The organism is Paenarthrobacter aurescens (assembly GCF_025421775.1).
Classification (GTDB): domain Bacteria; phylum Actinomycetota; class Actinomycetes; order Actinomycetales; family Micrococcaceae; genus Arthrobacter; species Arthrobacter aurescens_B.
The window spans coordinates 394,273-412,707 of sequence record NZ_JAOEFX010000001.1 but is presented as its reverse complement, the minus strand read 5'-3'; the positions used below and the strand labels follow the sequence as shown (position 1 = coordinate 412,707).

Here is an 18,435-nt window from a genome sequence, read left to right as displayed (position 1 = left end):
CTGAACGCCGCACTTGCGTGCGGACTGTTTCTCTGCGGCTGCACCGCCACTCCGGAACCATTCCCGCAGGAGCCAACCATGCCTGTGCCGCCCACGGTGTCGGTGTCTACTGCGCCCTCATCCACGGCGCCCTCCTTTACGGCGCCCTCGACGGCGGGGAGCGCAGCGGTGTCGCCGGCCTTCCAGGAGCTTCGGGCCACGTTGGTGCTCTTCTCCCGGGAAAAGCTGGCAGAAGGCGCCTCAGCAGTGCTCATCAAAGCGAGGGTCGGCCAGCAGGAGTGGACGCACGCAGCGGGAGTGAGGAGCCGCGATGGGCTTGTAATGGTCCAAACCAACGACCGTTTCCACGTGGGGGACCAGCTGCGGGTCATGTTGGCAGTCTCTGTCATGAAGCTTGTGGAAGAGGGCCGGCTGCGGTTGGACGACGCCGTTGCCACGCACCTCCCCGGGTCCCTTGCCACCGGGAGTTCTGTGACAATCCGCCAGCTCCTGGATGACACGGCAGTCCTGCCTGCCGCCCCGTCCCCCCAGGCCGATGCCCTTCTTGGCCTGTTGGTGGAGCAGCTACGGCGTGCGCCGCTGGAGGCTGTCCTGCGAACGGACATCCTGACACCTTTGAACCTCGGGGCCACGCTCCTATTGGACACGGACGACGCCGTTCCGGTGGATCTGGTCCACGGTTACGTTCAGCTCGGCGGTGAGATAGTGGACGTGACGTCGCCCGCGGCGTCGATCGAGGGTACCTCGGCCGGCCTGGTGACCACAGTGGAGGACATGGGAACGTTCTACGCCGCGCTGCTGCGGGGTCAACTATTGTCGCCGCCGGGCCTTATTGCCATGAAGCGAGCAGTGTTCGACGATTATGGCCTTGGCTTGGACCATTGGGATGACCGCTGCACCAACGGCTCCTACTATGGCCACGCCGGAGATGTTCCCGGCTACGGGAGCATTGCCATGAGCAGCGCTGACGGCAACCGCCAACTCGCTGTCTTCATGGCCTATCCGCCGGGTCCTGTATCGACACAACCGTCTGCCCTTGCCCTCGAAATGACGGGCGTTGCCCAGGTTGCCCTGAACTCGGGGTGCCGTTTCCAGTTCCGTTGAATCGACCCCGCCACAGCACCTGAGGACTATTCGAAGCGCGAGGGATCGCCCGTACCATACCGCACTACTTCGGCCACACCGCTGGAGAAATCGATCACCGTGGTGGGCTCGGAGCCAGTGTCCCCGGCATCAATCACGCCGTCCACTTGGTTGTCCAAACGCTCCTTGATTTCCCAGCCCTGGGTCAATGGTTCTTCCTCATCCGGAAGAAGGAGTGTGCTGGACAGCAAGGGTTCGCCCAACTCGGCCAGGAGCGCCTGGACCACTTTGTGGTCCGGAATGCGCACACCCACAGTCTTCTTCTTGGGGTGCAGGAGTCGCTTGGGAACTTCACGCGTTGCCGGGAGGATGAAGGTGTAGCTGCCGGGGGTGACGGCCTTGATGCTCCTGAAGATGTCGTTGTCCAACATCACGAACTGCCCCATCTGGGCAAAGTCCTTGCAGACCAACGTGAAGTGGTGTTTGTCGTCCAGGTGACGGATGGCCCTTATACGGTCCAAGGCCTCCCTGTTGCCGACCTGGGCGCCAAGCGCATAGCAGGAATCGGTGGGGTAGGCGATCAGGCCACCGTCCTGCAGCATCTTAACCACTTGGCCAATGGCTCGTGGTTGGGGATCTTCCGGGTGCACGTCAAAGAATCTGGCCATGGAAAGAGCCTACGACAAAGCTATGACAAGACGTCTTTGTTGGAGAATTTTGCATAGGCCAGCGCGCCGCACACCGCGATGTACCCGGCTTGGAGGATCGCGTTATCACCGAACGATGTCCAGGAGACCGGCTGGCGGAGCAGATCGGCAAAACCCAGCCAGTGGTGGCTGAACAGCCACGGATGGAGCCACTCAAGTTGGGGCAGGTTGTCCAGCACCTGCGAGACCACCGAAAAGACGATGGTCGCAGCCATGGCTCCTACCGGCACGTCCGTGAAGGTGGAGATCAGCAGTCCGATCGCGGACAGCCCGAGGAGTGACACCGTGATGTAGGCAGCGATCAGCAGTGATCTCCACGCCGACTCACCCACGCTGATGGTGTCGCCGGACAGCAGGGTCACCGGACCAACAGGAAAAAGTACGACGCCGGCCAGGGCGCCGGAAGCAGTCACGGTCGCCGTAGCGGCACAACAGAAAGCGACTGCCCCGGCATATTTCACCAACAGCAGTCGAATGCGCCCAGCGGGAGCCAGCAGCAGGTACCGCAGGGTTCCAAGGTTGGCCTCTCCGGCGATGGTGTCGCCGGCCACAACACCCACGGTGAGTGGCAGGAACAGGGGAACACACACCACCAAGGCAGTCACGGCAACGAAGAGACCGTTCTGGGTGATGCGGTCCAGGAACAGCGGTCCGCGGCCGGGCGTCGTTGGCCGGGACGACAACTTCACAGCCACGGCGATCAGGATGGGCACAGCGGCGAGGGCGGTCAGCATGGCCCACGTACGTAACCTGCGGAACAGCACGGACAGCTCCGAGCCCAGCAGTGCCCACCCCTTTCCCTGACGGGGAGCGCCAGCATTGCGGGACGCAGCAGTTTCAGCCGACAACGTCGAACCCCTCCCCGGTCAGGGACACGAACCGCTCTTCCAAGCTTGCGTTCTCCACGGTGAAGCCACGGACCCTGACGCCATCGGCAACCAACGCAGCCACGATCGCCTCGGGTTCGAGTCCGTCGAGCCCAGTTCCCAGCACCGCAGTGGTTCCCCAAGGACTTCCGGTACCGGGGGCATCGCCAGGAACCAGGCCAAGGCGGCTCAAGACGTGGGCAGCACGTTCGACGTCGGGCGTGTGGACCAGGACGTGGGCTTGCCCGGCGGCCCGCAGTTCGTCCAATGGGCCTTGGGCTACCAAACGACCAGCGCTCATCACGCCCACATGGGTACACATCTGTTCCACCTCGGCCAGGAGGTGGCTCGACACGAATACGGTGGTTCCGCCGGCGGCCAGGGAACGCACCAAACTGCGGACCTCACGCGTGCCCTGGGGATCCAGCCCGTTGGTTGGCTCGTCGAGGACCAACAACTCCCGCGGCCTGAGCAATGCGTTGGCGAGGCCGAGGCGCTGCTTCATGCCCAAGGAATAGGCGCGGACCTTCTTTCCGGCAGCGTGGCTGAGCCCTACACGTTCCAGGGCATCGTCGACGCGGTGCCGCCGGGTGGAGGACGGCGCATGGCGGTCGGCTGCGTCCAGTCTCATGAGGTTGCCCGTTCCGGAGAGGAAGGGGTAGAAGCCGGGGCCTTCCACCAAGGCGCCCACGTCAGGCAACACGGAAGCGAGGGCCTGCGGCATGGCCTTGCCGAGAACGCTGATGTCCCCACTGTTCGCCGAAGCCAAACCCAGCAACACCCTGATGGTGGTGGTCTTGCCCGATCCGTTGGGTCCAAGGAAGCCGAACACGGTTCCACGGGGGACCGCCAGATCGATACCGTCAACGGCCGAGCGGTGCCCGAAGCGCTTCACCAGGCCGTGTGTTTCTATGGCGGGGTCACTGCGGACGGGTTCCTTCACTGTGCGGCGGCTGACTGAAGCCGTTCCAAAGGCACCATGCCCGCGTAGACGCGGCCGTCGTCGAGAATCAGTACGCTCATCAGCGATGTCGTCACGGCACGGCCACCGGCGACCGGCTGCAGGGCCTGGGAGAGTTGGGGGTTGGAGGTGAGCTCCGCCGGAGCGGACCCGGCAGGCAAGGCAATGACCGAATCCCAGCCCGCACCTGTGATGACGGGATGGCGGAGCGTGGGCGCGTCTTCGGGTGCTGGCATGGTGGGGACGGGTTTGGCCGGCACGGCTGTCTCTGTCACCGTCGCGCCCGGCGGAGGGGTGAACTCGAACAACGCGGCATCCGGCGTGGAAAGGTCCAACTCGGTGAAGGCCAGTGAATACGCCGGTTCAGCCTGGCCCTTGGCGCGGACTTCAACACCCAGCGGCACACCGGTTTCGGAGTCAACGTCGATAGCTATCGAGTCAACCAGCGTTTCCGTGCTTCGGGGGTGCAGGCTCAGGCGGTAGGCACTGCGGCCGGCAACCGACGAGGACTCACCCACGGATACCTCGGTGCTGTCATCGATCGCGGCCAGGAAGTGGCTGGCCATGGACTCGGGTGTGGGGATCTCCCGAACGGGCATATCTGAAGGAGCGTCCGGGCCCGGCTTGGCGGGAAGCGACTCCCTCACGTCTGCAACGGACGGTGCCGGGGCTGTCAGATGCGTAGCGCTGTTGTCCGCGGAGTTGTAGAACCAGGCATCGCCACCGTTGAGCACGACGTCACGTTCGGCCATGCGGTCCATGATCTGCAAGCGTGCCTTCAACGGACCGTCCACGTAAACCCGGGCTGTATGCGAGCCGGTCAATAGCTCCAGGGCCGAGGCCGCCCCCGGAGCGATTCCAGGGCCTGCTGTGGGGACTTCGGGAAGCCCCAGCTCAGCGGTTTGCTGCACCGTGCCGGACAACGCCCGCACTTCGGTGCGCGCAATCATGGCCAGGATTTCGTCAGCAGTCCTGGGCGGAAGGGAAACCGTGGCGCCAGCTTGGACCGAGCCGAACAGAACAGCCATCGCCAAGGCAAACGGGATGACCAGAGCAGGCAGCCACCGCTGCTTGGTCCGCGCCAACGCTACCGACCACCACACGTGAAAGGCATGAATCCAGACTACTCCGGATGCCTGCGGGGATCACCTGTTCCCGCATTAGCGCTGAATCAATTGGCGGGCCAGTTCCACCGCCCCATGGACAGGGGTCTGCGTGAGGATCCGTATGGATGACGGATCTTCCAGGGCAACCTTTCGGGCGACGGCCCCGGCGAGCTCATTATGGTTGACCAACAAGCTGCCGGCCATGACCAGCGGCAGGTCCAGGCCCAGTTCTCCCAGCACTTGCCTGGCCAGGGCGGCCAGGTGGTGGGCGGCCTCGGCTTGGATCCGCAAGGCAGCGGGATCGCCTTCTGCGGCCAGTTCAAGGACCAGCGGGGCCAGAATGGCCCAGTGATCAGGCTCCGGCTTTGCGTAGAACGAATCCATGAGCTGCAAAGCGTCCACACTCGCTGTTGCTGCCATCAGCGCCCGGACCAACGTCCCGGGTTCCAGACCGGCGTAGTACTCCCTCAGGGCCTCGCGTACGGCATCGCGCACAACGGAGTACCCTCCGCCTTCATCGCCCAGGAGGTAGCCGTACCCGCCGCTGCGGGCTTCCCGTCCCTCGGGGTTCCGGCCCCAGGCAACTGAGCCGGTGCCTGCTACCACAACGGCTCCGGCATCCAGTCCGGCTGCTGCCAGCACAATCCGGGTGTCATGGACTACGTCGATCCTGGCGCCGGGGAAGTGTTCCGTCAGCAGGGCGGACAGGACCGCCCGGCTTGCTGGAGTATCTGCACCGGCCGCCCCTGCGCACACAGCCTCGATTCCTCCGCCGGCGTTCGCAGCGATCCTGCGCAGCACGGCGTCGGCGCCTTGGTGCCCCACAGAGGACAGGTTGGCACTGGCTTCGGTGATCTCGACGTCGTCATCGGCGGTGGGTGCGGCGCCGCCTTGGGCCTCGTTGGGGCGGAAGACAGCCGATCGGATGGCGTGCGTCTTGGAACCGCCGATGTGCAGACCCAGAACTGCAGCCGTCACCGGACGGCCGCCGGTTCAGCATCGTTGCCCGATGGACTGGCGGGGGTGCCGGCGTCGACTTCAGGCCACTTCCCACCGTTTTCCCAGAACTGCTGTATTTCCTCCAACTGACGTCCCTTCGTTTCTGGTGCGAACTTTCGGACAAACATAAACCCGAGAATAGCCAGTACTCCGAACACTGCGAAGGTTCCTGCGCCGCCGAGCCGCTGAAGCATGGTCAAGAAGAAGGCTGCCACCAGGACGTTGGCCACCAAATCGGAGGTCAGCATGGCGCTCGCTCCGAGGGAACGCAGCCGCGAAGGAAAGCTCTCGCCAGCATAGACCCACACCAGGGCGCCGAAGCCGAAAGTGAAACCGACCGTGAACAGGAGGACACCGAGGAAGCCCAACACGGTGAGCAGGCCACCAAAGTTTTGTCCTGCCATGAAGACGCCTACCAGCAGGATGTTGGCAACCACCATCATGCCGATTCCGGTCAACAGCACCGGGCGGCGTCCCAAACGGTCCACCAGGGACAAGGAGACAAACACGGCAAACAAGGCAGCCACCTGGACCGCAGCGGGAAGGAGCAGGAGCGCAGCGTTGCCGCTGAAGCCCATGGCCTCGAAGATACGGGGACTGTAGTAGACCACGGCGTTGATGCCTGTGATCTGGATGAAGAAGCCCAGGCCCACCACGAACACAGTTGCCCTCAGGTAGGGGGTTCGCAGCATTTCGCGGAGGCCGCCGCCGCGTTCCTCACTGATGGCATGCTGCATCCGGACAATTTCCGCCTCGACGTCCGCGTCCGGTTCGATGGAGGCAAGCGTGCGCCGGGCGTCTGCCGTCCGTCCACGCATCATGTACCACCGTGCGGTATCCGGGAGTTTGACGACGATTGCCAGGACGATCACCGCCGGAACAGCTGCCAAACCAAGCATCCAACGCCAGGAACCCGTGCCCGCCAGCGCGTAGGCAGCAACGTATCCCACGATGATTCCGATCACCGTGGCAACCTGGTACGCCACCAGGAGTGCACCCCGGACCTTTACCGGTGCAGACTCCGCGACGAAGACAGGGACAACCACCACCGAGACGCCGATGGTCAGGCCCAGCAGGAGCCGGGCCAGCAGCAGTGTGGGGACATCGTTCGACATGGCACTGAGCACGGCGAAGAGGGCATATCCAATGGCCAGGCCCACCATGCATGCCTTGCGCCCCAAACGGTTGGAAAGCCAACCGCCCACCAGCGCGCCAAGGACTTCACCCGCTACGACGGCGGTGGTCACCAACTCTTGTTGGGAGGTAGTGAGGTTGAACTGCTTGGTGATGAAAAGCAATGCGCCCGCGATGTTCGACATGTCGTAGCCGTAAATGACTCCGATGGTTGCGGCTGCGCCGCCCACCAGTAGTCCCAGCCGTGGTGTTTGTCGTAGGTCGTGCAGGATCGACATCTTTGTCCCTTGGATCTGTGGAAAAGTAGGGTCTTGCCGGAGGAACTCCGGCATTGGTTTAGACCAACCTGTCAAGATTGGCATAGACCAATAATGTTGTCTACAAGTAGGATGTCCAATATGTCCACTGATGCCGCGCCCGCCGCGCCCAAGTACTACCTCCTCAAGACTGAGGTACTCGGGCTCATCGCCGGCCTTCAGCCGGGCACGCTCATCCCCACGGAGCGGGCACTCGCCGAGAAATACGCGACCTCGCGAACAACCGTCCGCCAGGCCATCAGTGAGCTGGTCGCCGAAGGCAAGCTGGGCCGCATCCAAGGGCACGGTACGTTCGTTGCGCCACCCAAAGTCACCCATGTCCGGCAGCTGACGTCATTCTCCGATGATGCGCGCACCCAGGGGCTGCGGCCCGACTCCAGGCTGATTGCCCTCGAAGTCCTGAAGTCCGACGCCAATGTCGCAGCCCAGCTGGGGCTCGACCAGGGCGAACAGGTAACCCGGCTGGAGCGCATCCGGTTGATCGAGGGTGAACCGTTGGCACACGAGGTCGCCTGGCTTCCGGGGAAGCTGCCGCGATTCAAGTCCAGCCTGGCCAAGGCGGGCTCGCTCTACGCTGTCCTTGCCGATGTCTACGGGGTCCAGATAGCCGATGTAGAGGACACCGTGGAGACAGCACTGGCAGGTCCGGCCGACGTCAGATTGCTGGGAATCGAAATGGGGGCGCCATTGCTGGTGGTCCACCGCCTGGCCAGGGACGCGGCGGGCGTGCCTGTGGAATGGACGCGGAGCACGTTTCGGGGGGACAGGTTCCGGTTCGTCTCCCGCGTGAAGTCCGGAGCCTGACGTGGCCAACTCGTCTTCGGGTGAATCCGTTATCCGCCGTGTCGTCCGACTGGTAGGAGCGTTCGACGACGCCCACCGCACCATGAGCGTTGCCACCTTGGCACGACGCTCGGGGCTCCCCGTCACCACAACGTACCGATTGGTGGACGAGCTCCTGGCTGAGGGTCTGCTGGAGCGGGAAACCACTGCGGAGGTTCGGATCGGCACCCGCCTGTGGGAGCTGGTGTCCAGGAGTTCCAGGATGGTCGGCCTCCGGGAGGCTGCCCTGCCGTTCATGGAGGACGTTCAATCCGTGGTCCAGCACTCCACAACCCTGGGGATCCTGGACTCGGACGAAGTCCTTTACATCGAGCGGATCGGGTCCCGCGATTCCATGGTGGATATCACCAAGGTCGCCGGCCGCTTGCCGGTTCACGGCACGTCGTCAGGGCTGGTGCTGCTGGCTTATTCTCCGCCCGCCTACCAGGACCTTTTCCTGTCGCGAACCCTCAAGAAGTTCACGGACGCGACGCTCACCGAGCCTTCGGAACTGCGACGCCATTTGGCAAGCATCCGGCAACGCGGGTTCGCTTCAATGCCGGGCATCATCGTCCCCGAGTCCAGCGGAATTGCGGTTCCTGTCTTCGGACGGTCGAATACGGTTGTCGCCGCGCTCAGCGTCGTGGTTCCGCGGAACGAAGAAAACGCCGCCACCCGCGTGCCGGTCCTGCTGACGGCAGCCCGTGGCATTTCCCGCGCCCTGGGATGGCGCGGTGAGCTCAAGGGCGCCCTCCGTCAAAGTAACGGCAGCATCTGATTCCCGTTCATCGGTAACGCTGTGGTTCCACTCACACCACCGCTGGCAGAGTTGAACCCAGCAGGGCAACTCGCCCGGTAACCACACAGTGCGGCCCCTTGGGCTCCATTCCGTGCTGCCCTGCGCCGTACACAGGTATCAGCAGCCGCAATGCCGCGGCAGGAGGAGTTGTCATGGAGACAGCATCGCAGGCAACAACGCAGGCAGGCCCAGGGCCCACAGCACGACGCGTGGCAGGCAAGATTGCGGTGGTCACCGGAGGCAGGGGAGACCTCGGAAGTGCCACAGCCCTGTTGCTGGCCGAACACGGGGCAACTGTGGCCAGCCTTGACCGGGCCGGGACACCCGCGCCCGTCCGCCATCCCGGCATCACCGAGTACGACGTCGATGTCACCGACGAAGCCAGTGTGGCCGCAGCCATCCGTAGGGTCTGCGCAGAACTGGGTTCGCCGGACGTCCTGGTCAACGCCGCCGGAATCATCGGACCTGCAGGAGCAAGCCACACTGCCACCGTTGAGGACTTCGATGTCATTTTCGACGTCAACGTCAAAGGCGTCTGGCTGCTGACCAAGTACGTCGTTCCAGCGATGATCGAGAAGCAGTCCGGAAGCATCATCAACTTTTCCTCCATTCATGGACTGACTGGCGGACGCAACGTACCCCTTTACCACGCCACCAAAGGAGCGGTCCGGCTCCTCAGCAAGTCCGATGCCGCAGCCTACGGCGCCCACGGTGTGCGGGTGAACTCCATCCACCCCGGCTCCATGAACACCAGGATGAGCCGGAACTCGGCAGAGCAGTCCGACATCGGGGCCGAGGCCTACTACAAGCAGTTGGTCGGCGGAAACCCCCTCCCTCGCCAAGGCGAGCCGGACGAAATCGCCTACGGAGTCCTCTACCTCGCCTCCGATGAGTCCCGCTTCACCACAGGCTCCGAACTGGTCATCGATGGCGGCTACACGGCCGTCTGACACCGCGGCACGCCAAACTCCCTTACTTCCCTGAAAGGCACCACCATGAAATTCCTGAATGGCACACCTTCCGATACCTACGACGTCGTCGTAGTCGGTTCCGGCGCAGGCGCGTTGACGGCAGCGGCGACGGCCGCGCGGGCCGGCAAGTCCGTCGTCGTGCTTGAAAAAACCGAACTGCTGGGCGGAACGTCCGCTGTTTCCGGCGGCATGCTGTGGGTGGCAGACAACCACCACGCCCGGGAGGCAGGGTTGAGCGATTCCAAAGAGGCAGCGGCAGAGTACATCCGGGCAGTGGCCCGTGGGCGCGGACGTGAAGAGTTGCTGGATGCTGCACTGAATTACGGGGACACCATGCTCCGCTTCACCGAAGAAGAATGCGGTGTGCGTTTCATCTTCCTGGACAACTTTCCGGACTACCGGCAGGACCTCCCCGGTTCGGTGGAAGGTGGCAGGACGGTGGAACCTGGGCTCTACAACATCCGTGAAGCGCTCGGCGAACTCGCTGCCCATGTCCGCTCCGATGGCCGGGCCCCGTTCACCATGCAGGAATACGAAACCTGGGGCGCCTTCACCAAGTTCCCGTGGGAGGAGCTGAACAAGCGGCAGGAGGACGGCCTCGTAGCCAAAGGACAGGCCCTCGTGTCGATGCTCCTGGCAAGCCTGGTTCGCGATAACGCTGCCCTGGTGGTTGGTGCCCGCGGGCATCGGTTACTGCACGACGACGGCAGGGTAGTGGGCGTCGAACTGGACTCTGGCGAGACTTTCCACGCCAACGACGGCGTTGTCCTCGCCACCGGAGGTTTCGAATGGGACAAGTCCCTGGCAGATTCATTGTTGGCCTCACGCCTGTACATCATGTGCTCGCCCCCTTCGAACACCGGCGATGGATTGAAGATGGCCCAACGGATCGGTGCCCAAACCCGCGGAACCCGCGAAGCCTGGTGGGCACCGATGTCCATCACGGGGGACACCCGGGACGGCGCCCCGATTGGCACATTGCTGCGCTTTGAACGCCAGGGGCCGGGTTCGCTCATGGTCAACCGCCACGGCCGCCGTTTTGCCAACGAGTCCCAGAACTACAACGACCTCGCCCGATGCCTGCAGTCATGGGATTCGCCCAACAACCAGACGCTGAATACTCCGGCACATGTGGTGTTCGATCACGGTTATCTGGAAAGGTACGGTGTCCTTTCGCACCGGGCCGGCCAGCCGACGCCGGAATACCTGATCGAGGCGCCCACGCTGGGCGAACTTGCCCTGAAGATCGGCGTCCCTGAGGAGAATCTCGAGGCTACTGTGGAGCGATTCAACCTCTACGCGGTGAAGGGGGAGGACCCTGACTTTGGCCGTGGTGAGAGCGCCTACGACAAATACTGGGGCGACGACGACTGCCCGTGGCCCAACCCGTCCCTGGGCCCGTTGAACACCGGTCCGTTTTACGCGATGGAGGTGGTCAACGGTGCGTTCGGCAGCAACGGTGGCGTGGCCACGGATGGCTTCGCGCGGGTACTGGACGTGGACGGGCAACCCATCCCCGGACTATTTGCCGCAGGAAACACTACGGAGAACGCCTATGCCGCGGGCTACCCGGGTGCCGGCGCCACTCTGGGACCCATCATGACCATGGGCTACCTGGCTGGCCGCACCATTGCGGGCGAAGCCGTAGAGTATGCGGCCGCCGGCGTCACGGCCGGAGTTGGAGCATGATCCGCCACGCAGTGCTCTTTAAGTTCAAAGCGGACTTTCCCCCAGAGGACAAGGCCGCCTGGATCAAGGGCCTGGACCGCATGGACGGCAACATTCCCGGACTCTTGAAGCTCACCCACGGGCCTGACGTACTCCAGCACGAGCGATCATTCGACTACGCCATCGTGGCTGACTTCAATGCAGTGGAAGACATTGAGGTCTACAACACGCACCCGCTGCACGAGCCGCTCAAGAAGTACTCGTTCCCCAACAGCGAGCAGATCATCGCCGTTGATTTTCCGATTTAGCTTCGAGCTTTCGAACCTGCGCCATTCAAAGGAGAATCGCCATGTCAACCACAACCCGGCAGCCTGCAAAGCTGCGTAAGACCCCCGGCAAAGCGGCCCTCGCTTCGTTCCTGGGAAGCACTCTTGAGTACTACGACTTCTTCATATACGGGTCGGCAGCCGCATTGGTTTTCGGTCCGTTGTTCTTCCCGTCCGAGGATCCCGCTGTCGGCTTGATCGGCGCTTTCGCCACCTTCGGGGTGGCTTATGTGGCGCGTCCGGTCGGCGGGCTGGTGATGGGTCATTTCGGCGACAAACTGGGCCGGAAGAAGATTCTGCTGATCACCTTGGGTGTCATGGGGCTCGCATCCCTTGGCATCGGATTCCTGCCCAGCTACAGCCAGATAGGTGTTTGGGCTCCCATCCTGTTGGTGGTGGGCCGCCTGGCCCAGGGATTCTCCGCAGGCGCGGAGTCGGCCGGCGCTTCCACGCTGACCTTGGAACACTCCCCGGAAGGACGACGCGGGTTCTTCACCAGCTTCGTCATGACCGGATACGCGTCCGGAATGGTGCTCGCGACGCTCGTGTTCATCCCCGTGGCGGCGCTGCCCGCTGAAGCCCTCATGAGCTGGGGCTGGCGCGTCCCGTTCTGGTTGTCCATAGTGGTTCTGGCCATCGCCTACTGGGTTCGGACCCACTTGGACGAGACACCGGTGTTCGAGGCAGAAAAGGACCGCCAGGCAGTTGCTCCCATGCCACTCAGGGAAGTTCTGCGCTTCCAGTCGGCGGATGTGGTCCGGGTGATCGGGATGTCCATCATGTCCGTCATGCAGACCATCTTCACGGTCTTCGGCTTGTCGTACGCCACCGGCGCCGCAGGCTTTGACAAAGCATCGATCCTCACCGTCAATGCCGTCGCCATCGGCTTGTCGATGTTCGTGATGCCCTTGACCGCCAAACTCTCCGACCGCGTGGGCCGGCGCCCGCTTCTCCTGACGGCCGCCATCGGTTGCTCGGTCACGATCTTCGCCTACTTCTGGGCGTTGTCCACCGGGAACATCCTGCTGGTCTTCGCGGCAGCGTTCGTCAACATGACGTTGCTCTACTCCTGCTTCAACGGGATCTGGCCCGCCTACTTTGCTGAGCTCTTTGCCGCTCCGGTCAGATACTCCGGCATGGCACTGGGAAACCAACTGGGGCTGGTGGTGGCCGGATTTGCTCCGCTGATCGCAGGCCTGCTCCTGGGCAAGGGCCACGACGGCTGGCTTCCCGTGGCCGGCTTCGCAGTACTGTGCATGGCCATTGCCGGTGTCGCTGCCTTCTTCTCGCGGGAGACGGCCAAGACCCCCATCGAGAAACTGGGGGAGCCATATTGGCGAGGCGTCGCTCTCAGGAAACCGTAACCCCGGCAGTTTCCTGCAGGGTGCTGCGCACGAACTCCCCGCTCGGTGCCGCATAGGCGGAAACTATACGGCTGAACAAGGCCGTGCCCTCGGCCCCAGGCCAGTCCGCAGGCAGGTATGCCGACGGCAACCCGGGGTCGAGGTAGGGAATGATCCGCCAGCGGTCGATGCACTGGACATACGTAGCAAACGCTTCAGGAGACGGCCCCACCTCGTTGCCGGCACCCACAGGAACGTCGGCTCCGTGCCCGCGGATAAAGTCCTTGTGCAGGCCGGCCACCGCTTCCAGGTCCCACCACTTGGACACGGCTTCCTGCAGGCTACCGCCAACCATTGGTGTCCCAGTCACGAAAATGGTGGCCATGTCCCGCAACCCCAGGTCGGCCAGGATTTCCTCTACTTCCACGCGCAGCGAATCCGGGCAGATCCACAGGCCGGCGGCCACCGTGCCGCAGCCGATCCAGTGAAGCCGGCGCCGGAGCTGGTGCCGCTTTTCACGTTCCGTCTCCGGGATGGAGAATGAAATCAGGCACCAGGGATCCGAAACGGACATGCTCCTCGGGTTGTAGATCCGGCGGTCACCGCGGGCCAACATGGTGGCAGCCCCGTCCGTGAGGGTGACACCGGGGACGCCACCTCGCGTCTCCTGCAGCACCACGTCCTTTTTGCGAAGCCGGCCCAGGGCCGTCCGGGTTACTGTCCCGGACGTGCCCAGGGCTTCCATGAGCGTCACGATGTCCTTGGTGGACATCCAACCACCTGCATCGCGCAGGTACAGGCCGATGACGGTGCGGAGCAGCGATGTTGTACTCCCTGGGCGGGAGTCCATGTCGTCAAGGACAGCACTCATTTCGGCCTCAGAGCAGTTCGGAGAGGGCCTCGCGGATGGCTGCAACGCCCAACTCAACCTCCGCGAAACTTGTGCTCAACGGAGACAGGCCGATGCGAAGGCCATGCGGGGGACGGAAGTCCGGGATGACACCCTTCTCCCAGAGCCTTGCCGTGACATCGGCAAAGAGCGGGTGGTCCACTGTGATGTGGGAGCCGCGCTCGGCGGGATTCCGGGGGCTGACGATCCCGGCACCGAGGGGCACCAGGAGTTCCTCGGAGAGGGCAATGGCGTATTCGGTGAGCTTTACCGACTTCGCACGGACGGCGTCCATTCCTACGGATGCGATCAGTTCCACCATGTCCTTGAGCGGCTGCATGGCCAGGACCGGGGGCGTTCCCGTGATGAATCTGCGCATTCCCTCTGCCGGCCGGTACGACTCCGTCATCCCGAACGGATTGTCAGCACCCATCCAGCCCCAGATCGGCTGCTGCAAACTGTCCTGCCGCGACGCGTTGACGTAGGCAAACGCCGGTGAGCCCGGACCGCCGTTGAGGTACTTGTAGGTGCAGCCCACAGCGAGGTCGACGCCCCAGTCGTCAAGCGTCAGCGGCACGGAGCCAACGGAGTGGCACAGGTCCCAGAGCATCAGTGCGCCGGCTTGGTGCACCTTGGCAGTAATTCCCTTGGCGTCCGCAAGGAACCCCGAACGGTAAGCCACATGGCTGAGGACCACCACAGCGGTCCGCTCACCCAGCAGACCGTCCAGGTCCTCCGCGCGGACGCCACTGGCAGGGTTCGCTGCGATCCACTTGATGCTGGCCCCGCGCTCCTTGGCGATGCCCTCGATGATGAACCGGTCGGTGGGGAAGTTGTCGCGGTCGATGATGATTTCGTCCCGGCCAGGCTGGGCGTCCACTGCTGCACGGATCATCTTGTAAAGCATGACGGAGGTGGAGTCACCCACTGTGGTCTGGCCCGGGGCAGCGCCAAGTACCACTTCGCCGATACGGTCTCCCACGGCCGTGGGCTCGTCCATCCATTGCTCGTCCCAACCACGGATGAGGCGGCTGCCCCAGGCCTCGTGGACGAAGGAGGTGAGGTTGGCTGACGTCACCTTCAGCGGGCGCCCGAGCGAGTTGCCGTCCAAATAGGAGGTGAGTTGATCGGCGTCGGGCGCGTAAAAGGCATCACGCTGGGCGGCGAGAGGGTCAGCGGCGTCCAATTCGGCCGACGTTGGCCGTTGGGTTTGCTGTGCTGTGGTCATGGTTCCTCCTGCGGAAGTATGGGACGGCCGGGATGGTTTACTTAGTTGCCGATCTCGGTGCGGACAGCGTAGAGCTCGGGGAAGAAGGTCAGGTCCAGGGCGCGTTTGAGGAAGTCAACGCCCGAGGATCCGCCGGTACCCACCTTGAAGCCGATGGTGCGCTGGACTGTCCGGAGGTGCCGGAACCGCCATGCCTGGAAGTTGTCCTCGATATCCACCAGGTCCTCGCAGGCTTCGTAAAGGCCCCAGGGGGTATCGTCCGATTCGTAGATCTTCTGGAAGACGGGGACCAGGTCCTTGCGGAACGTCCATGGTTCGCTCGTGTCCCGCTCAAGGATGTCAGCAGGAATGTCATAGCCGGCGCGGGCCAGGACCTTCAGGAAGGCGTCGTACAACGTGGGCTCGTCCAGGAGCGTGCTGAGCAGCGCGTGAGCCTCGGGTTCGCTTTCGAACACGCGCAGCATACCGCGGTTCTTGTTCCCCAGGAGGAATTCAACACCCCTGTACTGGTACGACTGGAAGCCCGAGGAACTCCCCAGGAATCCGCGGAACTGTGCGTACTCACGTGGGGTAAGCGTTCCAAGGACGGACCACTGCTCGGTCATGGTCCGTTGGATGGCCTTGACCCGGGCGATGCACTTCAGCGCCTTCCCCAGGTTGTCGGCATCGAAAAGCCTGCGGGCTTCCAGCAGCTCATGCAGAACAAGTTTGAGCCAGAGCTCGCTGGTCTGGTGCTGGATGATGAACAGCAGCTCATCGTGGTGTTCCGGTTTACTCAGTGGGTGTTGGGAGCTGAGCAGGTGGTCAAGGTCCAGGTATCCGCCATAAGACATCGCATGCCGGAAATCGGTGCGGACAGTGTCCTCGATGTGGCGGACGCTCTGGGCGGAATGGACTGCGGGCTTTTCCATACTTCGAGATTATCACTTCCATGACGAACGTCAAGAGATTGATTTGACCACCGGCCGGGGTCGGTGTCCCGTAGGCTGATCCTCAACCGTTGGGGAAGGGGAGCAGCCATGGATTCAGGGAGTTCCGCCGCCGTGCTGCCTGTGTCGATCTACTTGGACGTAGATGGCGTGGTGAACCCCTTCAGCCCAACCGGAACCACCGACTGGGGCAACAAGTGGACCATCGCCGATGCCGGGATCCTCGATGTTGCCTTTGCGCCCGAAGTGGTCAATGAGCTCAACGACCTTGCGGACCATCCCGCTGCGCGCTTTGTCTGGCTGACCACATGGGAGCGACTCGCCCCGGAGTTCCTCTGCCCCGCCATCGGCTTGAACGGGCAGGACTGGCCTGTACTGTCCAGCCAGGGTTGGGATCAAGGCGCTGAGTGGTGGAAGCTTGTCGCCCTCCAAAAGGATGTGGCTGCCACCGGAATCGACCGGATCGCTTGGCTTGATGACCAGCTCAGCCAGGAGTCTGACGCCCGATCCTGGGCCGAATACCAGCAGGACCGTGTGCTTTGCATCTCACCGGATCCCCGCAAGGGGCTGTCCCGCAGCGACCTCGCGGCTGTGCGGGCGTACCTGGGCTGATCCGTAGCCCCATACCGTTTGTCCGCTCACGGTATGGCACGTAGGATTCTTAAGGTTTCAAGCCCGCCAGAGTGAATCCCACAAGTCGAGTCAGTTGAACAATTGCTGAACTATGCTGTGGATGGCAGGTATGGGGAAGTGAAACTGCTGAACGTCGACTCTGCAGATTGGGCAACAGGTGGATATCACCTTCATGGTCGCGCTGGTAATAGCGTTGGCCCTATTCTTTGACTTCACCAACGGGTTTCACGACACAGCCAATGCGATGGCTACGCCTATCGCTACGGGGGCGATCAAGCCCAAGACGGCCGTTGCCCTGGCCGCCGTGCTCAACCTCGTGGGCGCGTTCCTCTCCACGGAAGTGGCCAAGACCATTTCCGGCGGGCTGATCCGGGAAGGCTCGGACGGCATCCACATCACGCCGGACATCATCTTTGCCGGCCTCATGGGGGCAGTTCTCTGGAACATGATCACGTGGCTCAAGGGCCTGCCCTCGAGCTCCTCGCATGCCCTCTTCGGTGGACTCATCGGCGCTGCCGTAGTGGGCATCGGGTTCCACTCCATCAACTTCGAGACCGTCCTGCAGAAGGTCATCCTGCCGGCGATCTTCGCCCCCCTCATCGCTGGCCTCGTGGCATACATCTGTACCCGTCTGGCGTATGCGCTGACCTCCCGGCACGATCCCGAAACCGGTGACAAACTCACCCAGAAGCGTGGCGGCTTCCGGACCGGACAGATTTTCACGTCCAGCCTTGTGGCACTCGCCCACGGCACCAATGATGCGCAGAAGACCATGGGCATCATCACCCTCGTGCTGATTGCGGCAGGCACCCAGACCCCTGGCTCAGGTCCGCAGTTCTGGGTTATCGCCGCCTGTGCCTTCGCCATTGCCATTGGTACCTACGCCGGCGGCTGGCGCATCATCCGCACCATGGGATCCGGCCTGACCGAAGTTAAGCCTGCCCAGGGCTTCTCCGCCGAAACAAGCACGGCATCAGCGATCCTCGCTTCATCCCACCTGGGCTTTGCCCTCTCCACCACCCAGGTCGCCTCGGGTTCGGTCATCGGCTCGGGCCTTGGTCGCAAGGGGACGTCCGTCCGCTGGGGGACAGCGGGCAAGATTGCCCTGGGGTGGCTGTTTACCCTCCCAGCCTCCGCCATCGTGGGAGCCCTGACAGCAATCCTGGTCAGCATCGGCGTCGTGGGTGTGGTGATCGCAGCAGTAGTTGGCACGTCCGCAATCCTGTTCATGTTCGTTGTCTCACGCAAGTCCCACGTCGGCCACCACAACGCCGTCGAGGTTGAGGAAGCCGGGCACGCTGTGCGGTTCCGGAAGAAAAAGAAGTCACGAAAGACCACGCCGAGCAAGGATGTGCAGCGATGAAATGGTTGGAATTGCTGCAGGTAGCTGGAGTCACTCTCTTCGCGGCTGTCACGTTGGTGGTCCTCTATTCGCTGGGTGTGCGCCTCACAGCCATCGCCGGTGACGCACAGCAGAAGTCGCCAACCTTGGTTCGCTCCCTGGCATACCTTTGCTTTGGCGTCTGTGGCGTGGCCGTGCTGTTCGGCATCTACCTGATCGTTCCCTACTTCGGAAAATAGCGGCTCCTCTGGCAGCCACGTCCGTTCGGGAGAATAATCAGCACTGTAGTTATGCACATAACTATGTGGTGAT

20 protein-coding genes are annotated in these 18,435 nt (G+C 63.1%); 10 read left to right on the top strand and 10 right to left on the bottom strand.

The genetic code is table 11. The annotated features are described in order from the left end of the window. Window positions 1-78 precede the first annotated feature (78 nt). On the top strand, window positions 79-1,104 hold the full coding sequence (locus N7568_RS01955; RefSeq protein WP_261608225.1) for a serine hydrolase domain-containing protein: 1,026 nt from the start codon (window positions 79-81) through the stop codon (window positions 1,102-1,104). A 26-nt stretch (window positions 1,105-1,130) separates the two neighbouring features. Here N7568_RS01955 and N7568_RS01950 read toward each other — a convergent pair whose 3' ends face one another. The 6 genes from N7568_RS01950 to N7568_RS01925 all read right to left on the bottom strand — a co-directional run bounded on the left by N7568_RS01950 (window position 1,131) and on the right by N7568_RS01925 (window position 7,134). Then, entirely contained in the window at window positions 1,131-1,751 is a 621-nt protein-coding gene (locus N7568_RS01950) for an L-threonylcarbamoyladenylate synthase (RefSeq protein WP_261608224.1), read from the bottom strand. 20 nt (window positions 1,752-1,771) lie between these two features. Continuing rightward, on the bottom strand, window positions 1,772-2,638 hold the full coding sequence (locus tag N7568_RS01945; RefSeq protein WP_261608223.1) for an ABC transporter permease: 867 nt from the start codon (window positions 2,636-2,638) through the stop codon (window positions 1,772-1,774). Then, window positions 2,628-3,599: an ABC transporter ATP-binding protein gene (locus N7568_RS01940; protein WP_261608222.1), complete on the bottom strand. Its 972-nt coding sequence runs from the start codon at window positions 3,597-3,599 to the stop codon at window positions 2,628-2,630. The genes N7568_RS01945 and N7568_RS01940 overlap by 11 nt, the downstream gene beginning before the upstream one ends. Further along, complete coding sequence (locus N7568_RS01935) at window positions 3,596-4,702, bottom strand: LolA family protein (protein WP_261608489.1); 1,107 nt, start codon at window positions 4,700-4,702, stop codon at window positions 3,596-3,598. Before N7568_RS01935 ends, N7568_RS01940 begins: the two co-directional genes overlap by 4 nt. A gap of 75 nt (window positions 4,703-4,777) precedes the next feature. Further along, the gene (locus N7568_RS01930; RefSeq protein WP_261608221.1) at window positions 4,778-5,701 is read right to left on the bottom strand and encodes an N-acetylglucosamine kinase; all 924 of its coding nucleotides are present in this window, start codon (window positions 5,699-5,701) and stop codon (window positions 4,778-4,780) included. After that, window positions 5,698-7,134, bottom strand: a complete 1,437-nt coding sequence (locus N7568_RS01925) for a sugar porter family MFS transporter (RefSeq protein ID WP_261608220.1) — start codon at window positions 7,132-7,134, stop codon at window positions 5,698-5,700. Before N7568_RS01925 ends, N7568_RS01930 begins: the two co-directional genes overlap by 4 nt. A gap of 111 nt (window positions 7,135-7,245) precedes the next feature. Between N7568_RS01925 and N7568_RS01920 the strand changes: the two genes are divergently transcribed. Then, window positions 7,246-7,977 carry a GntR family transcriptional regulator gene (locus N7568_RS01920; protein ID WP_261608488.1) on the top strand — a complete coding sequence of 244 codons (732 nt, stop codon included), beginning with the start codon at window positions 7,246-7,248 and terminating at the stop codon, window positions 7,975-7,977. A 1-nt stretch (window position 7,978) separates the two neighbouring features. Continuing rightward, the gene (locus N7568_RS01915; RefSeq protein ID WP_261608219.1) at window positions 7,979-8,773 is read left to right on the top strand and encodes an IclR family transcriptional regulator; all 795 of its coding nucleotides are present in this window, start codon (window positions 7,979-7,981) and stop codon (window positions 8,771-8,773) included. A 31-nt stretch (window positions 8,774-8,804) separates the two neighbouring features. On the opposite strand, the gene N7568_RS01910 is transcribed toward N7568_RS01915, so the two are convergent. Continuing rightward, entirely contained in the window at window positions 8,805-8,948 is a 144-nt protein-coding gene (locus N7568_RS01910; protein WP_261608218.1) for a hypothetical protein, read from the bottom strand. Between N7568_RS01910 and N7568_RS01905 the strand changes: the two genes are divergently transcribed. The 4 genes from N7568_RS01905 to N7568_RS01890 are packed head-to-tail and all read left to right on the top strand — an operon-like array spanning window position 8,947 to window position 13,123. Further along, on the top strand, window positions 8,947-9,744 hold the full coding sequence (locus tag N7568_RS01905) for an SDR family NAD(P)-dependent oxidoreductase (protein ID WP_261608217.1): 798 nt from the start codon (window positions 8,947-8,949) through the stop codon (window positions 9,742-9,744). The genes N7568_RS01910 and N7568_RS01905 overlap by 2 nt on opposite strands. Window positions 9,745-9,789: 45 nt before the next feature. Next, a complete protein-coding gene (locus N7568_RS01900; RefSeq protein WP_261608216.1) occupies window positions 9,790-11,454 on the top strand; it encodes an FAD-dependent oxidoreductase in 1,665 nt (554 codons plus the stop codon). Beyond that, entirely contained in the window at window positions 11,451-11,741 is a 291-nt protein-coding gene (locus N7568_RS01895) for a Dabb family protein (protein WP_261608215.1), read from the top strand. The genes N7568_RS01900 and N7568_RS01895 overlap by 4 nt, the downstream gene beginning before the upstream one ends. 41 nt (window positions 11,742-11,782) lie before the next feature. Continuing rightward, window positions 11,783-13,123 carry an MFS transporter gene (locus N7568_RS01890; protein ID WP_261608214.1) on the top strand — a complete coding sequence of 447 codons (1,341 nt, stop codon included), beginning with the start codon at window positions 11,783-11,785 and terminating at the stop codon, window positions 13,121-13,123. Here N7568_RS01890 and N7568_RS01885 read toward each other — a convergent pair. The 3 genes from N7568_RS01885 to kynA are packed head-to-tail and all read right to left on the bottom strand — an operon-like array spanning window position 13,110 to window position 16,130. Beyond that, window positions 13,110-13,973, bottom strand: coding sequence for a PaaX family transcriptional regulator (locus N7568_RS01885; protein WP_261608213.1), 864 nt, complete (start codon window positions 13,971-13,973; stop codon window positions 13,110-13,112). The genes N7568_RS01890 and N7568_RS01885 overlap by 14 nt on opposite strands. Window positions 13,974-13,980: 7 nt before the next feature. Continuing rightward, complete coding sequence (locus N7568_RS01880) at window positions 13,981-15,219, bottom strand: kynureninase (protein WP_261608212.1); 1,239 nt, start codon at window positions 15,217-15,219, stop codon at window positions 13,981-13,983. 41 nt (window positions 15,220-15,260) lie between these two features. After that, entirely contained in the window at window positions 15,261-16,130 is an 870-nt protein-coding gene (gene kynA / locus N7568_RS01875) for a tryptophan 2,3-dioxygenase (RefSeq protein ID WP_261608211.1), read from the bottom strand. Window positions 16,131-16,238: 108 nt separating this feature from the next. On the opposite strand from kynA, the gene N7568_RS01870 reads away from it, so the two are divergent. The 3 genes from N7568_RS01870 (at window position 16,239) to N7568_RS01860 (ending at window position 18,362) form a co-directional block, all read left to right on the top strand. Then, the gene (locus tag N7568_RS01870) at window positions 16,239-16,760 is read left to right on the top strand and encodes an HAD domain-containing protein (RefSeq protein ID WP_261608210.1); all 522 of its coding nucleotides are present in this window, start codon (window positions 16,239-16,241) and stop codon (window positions 16,758-16,760) included. 178 nt (window positions 16,761-16,938) lie between these two features. Continuing rightward, the gene (locus tag N7568_RS01865; RefSeq protein ID WP_261608209.1) at window positions 16,939-18,144 is read left to right on the top strand and encodes an inorganic phosphate transporter; all 1,206 of its coding nucleotides are present in this window, start codon (window positions 16,939-16,941) and stop codon (window positions 18,142-18,144) included. After that, window positions 18,141-18,362, top strand: coding sequence for a hypothetical protein (locus N7568_RS01860; RefSeq protein ID WP_261608208.1), 222 nt, complete (start codon window positions 18,141-18,143; stop codon window positions 18,360-18,362). The genes N7568_RS01865 and N7568_RS01860 overlap by 4 nt, the downstream gene beginning before the upstream one ends. The last annotated feature ends 73 nt before the right edge of the window (window positions 18,363-18,435 follow it).